Source organism: Streptomyces atriruber (assembly GCF_001418325.1).
In the GTDB taxonomy this organism is placed as follows: domain Bacteria; phylum Actinomycetota; class Actinomycetes; order Streptomycetales; family Streptomycetaceae; genus Streptomyces; species Streptomyces atriruber.
This window is the reverse complement of sequence record NZ_LIPN01000502.1, coordinates 1-2,555: the sequence shown is the minus strand read 5'-3', so window position 1 is coordinate 2,555 and position 2,555 is coordinate 1. Positions and strand designations below refer to the sequence as shown.

At 69.3% G+C, this 2,555-nt stretch carries 3 protein-coding genes and 2 pseudogenes; all 5 read left to right on the top strand.

Annotated features, from left to right (window positions below):
- Positions 1-268: 268 nt before the first annotated feature.
- Positions 269-645 (top strand): annotated as a pseudogene (locus AOK03_RS44550) (GntR family transcriptional regulator); the annotation flags it as partial.
- A gap of 2 nt (positions 646-647) precedes the next feature.
- Positions 648-1,003: pseudogene (locus AOK03_RS44545) on the top strand (GntR family transcriptional regulator); the annotation flags it as partial.
- A gap of 288 nt (positions 1,004-1,291) precedes the next feature.
- A complete protein-coding gene (locus tag AOK03_RS37070; RefSeq protein WP_055569772.1) occupies positions 1,292-1,477 on the top strand; it encodes an SPOR domain-containing protein in 186 nt (61 codons plus the stop codon).
- A gap of 81 nt (positions 1,478-1,558) precedes the next feature.
- Positions 1,559-1,957, top strand: a complete 399-nt coding sequence (locus AOK03_RS37065; RefSeq protein WP_055569771.1) for a (deoxy)nucleoside triphosphate pyrophosphohydrolase — start codon at positions 1,559-1,561, stop codon at positions 1,955-1,957.
- An 82-nt stretch (positions 1,958-2,039) separates the two neighbouring features.
- The gene (locus AOK03_RS37060) at positions 2,040-2,513 is read left to right on the top strand and encodes an ATP-binding protein (protein WP_079075198.1); all 474 of its coding nucleotides are present in this window, start codon (positions 2,040-2,042) and stop codon (positions 2,511-2,513) included.
- Positions 2,514-2,555 lie beyond the last annotated feature (42 nt).

Here is a 2,555-nt window from a genome sequence, read left to right as displayed (position 1 = left end):
GCCGGGGCCCCGGCGACGTACGTCGAACTGCCGTGGGTCGACCATTGTTTCGATGTGAACTGGGGAGGCTGGGGCAGTCAGATCGCGCGCGCCGCGACCGAACGTTTCCTCAATGCCCTTGACCGTTCGCTATATCCGGGGAAAGCCCCTGCGTAAAGACCTGCGCAGGTAGAAATCATCACTTCGGGTGATTCCTTGGCCTTGGGTTGCACGCAACAACCCACGGTTGCCAGGCTGTTGCTGTCTGTCAACCTGATGGGAGTGGCCAGTGACTTTCGGTGAACAGCCGGCGTATCTGCGGGTTGCGGGTGATCTCCGCAAGAAGATCGCCGACGGTTCGCTGCCGCCGCACACCCGCCTTCCTTCACAAGCCAGAATCCGCGAGGAGTACGGGGTGTCGGACACCGTCGCCCTGGAGGCGCGCAAGGTGCTGATGGCCGAGGGGCTGGTCGAAGGGCGCTCCGGATCGGGCACCTATGTGCGCGAGCGCCCCGTCCCGCGCAAGATCGCCCGCACCGGGTACCGCGCGGTGAACGGCGGCTCGACCCCGTTCCGTCAGGAGCAGGCGGCCGACGGCGCGCGTGGCACGTGGGAGTCCCGCAGTGAGCAGATCGAGGCGAGCGCCGCGGTCGCCGAGCGCCTCGGNNTGTGCACCAAGTACGTCTTCCGGGACGCCGGCGAGGCCATGATGCTCTCCACGTCCTGGGAACCCCTGGCCGTCACCGGACGCACCCCCGTGATGCTCCCCGAGGAGGGTCCGCTCGGCGGCTGCGGAGTGGTGGACCGGATGGCGGCCATCGACGTGATCGTGGACAACGTCGCGGAGGAGGTGGGCGCCCGCCCCGGCCTGGCCGAGGAGCTCACCTCGCTCGGCGGCGTCCCCGGCCATGTGGTGATCGTCGTCCACCGGACGTACTTCGCCTCGGGCCGCCCCGTCGAGGCGGCCGACATCGTGGTGCCCGCCGACCGCTATCGGATCGCGTACCACCTGCCTGTGAAGTGATCGCGTTCCACCTGCCGGTGAAGTGGCCCCGTACCACCCGCCCATGAGGCGATCCGTACCACCTGCCCGTGAGGTGCCCCGGGGGCTGTCGTGTCCCTCGCGGAACATCCCCGGCGCACCCTTGCCCGCTCCTGCCGTGCTGTCCGCGGGGGCGGGTTTCGGNNACCTCTTTGTGCAAAGTCGTATCCGCTGAGTAAAGGTCGGGCGTAGGCTCGGGCATATGCGGATTGCGGTTTCCTTACAGATCGAGGCGTGGGGCGCGCCGGGGGTGGCGAACGGAGGGGCGCGATGAATGACGGGACGGTTCTGCTGCCCTGGTTCGTGATACGGCAGGACGACAACGGCAACCGCTATCGCGTGGGCAGGTATGCGACGAAGGCCGAGGCCCAGAAGATCGCGGACAGCCTCGACGACCGCGGCCACAAGCAGCTCTACTCGATCGAGAAGCTGAGCCAGAACGGCAGCGGCCGCTGAGCCCTGACGGCAAGTCCTTGCGGCATTGCGGCGGTCTGTGCCGCACCCTGACTGGTCCCGCCGCCCCTTAGGCTCCGACGCATGAACGAACGCATCGTGGTGGGCGCCGCCCTGTACGACGGCGGGCGCCTGCTCGCCGCGCGGCGCAGTGCGCCCCCGGAGCTCGCGGGCGGCTGGGAGCTGCCCGGCGGCAAGGTCGAGCCCGGTGAGCGGAGCGAGGACGCGCTGGTGCGCGAGCTCCGCGAGGAACTGGGCGTGGAGGTCGAGCTGACCGGCCGGGTGCCGGGGGAGTGGCCGCTCCCCAAGGGGTACGTCCTGCGGGTCTGGACGGCCCGCCTCGTGTCGGGCGAGCCCCGGCCCCTGGAAGACCACGACGAGCTGCGCTGGCTCACCCCGGACCTGGTCTGGTCCGTCGACTGGCTGGCCGCCGATGTGCCCGCCGTCGAGGCGGCGCTCGGTGTCCCACACGCCGCGCACTGACCCCGCCTACGCCGTTCGTGCCACAGTGCGCCCTGATACGCGGTAAACCAGCCTGGATATCGGGTATGTGCCCATTAACCCCATGAAACCGGACAGGTTGCCAGGCGGTTGCCGGGCAGGTTCAGCTACTGGTCTGGAAGTGATCGGCGTGATCGACACCGAAGGCGACTGCGCCGAGTGGGCCTTCCCCGCGGACCCCGGCGCCGTCCGCACCGCCCGCACAGTTGTCCGCAAGCAGCTCGCCGACTGGGGCCTCGCGGCCCTCGGTGACGTCACTGTGTTGCTCGTGAGCGAACTGGTGACCAACTCCTTGCGTCATGCCTCCGGGCCCATCGGCGTACGTCTCGTACGCCCCGTGGACCCCAACGGCACCCTCGTCGTAGAGGTATCCGATCCGCTCCCCGACCCGCCCCTGGAGCGCACCGCCGCACCCGACGACGAGGGCGGGCGCGGCCTTCAGCTGGTGTCCCGCTCCGCACGGCGCTGGGGTACACGTCCGGGTCGTACGGGCAGGACGGGGAAGACGGTGTGGTTCGAGCTGGCGTTGCCGGGTTAGAAGACTGGCAGTGTGCGAGAGGCGTCCGGCACAAGGTCGGCA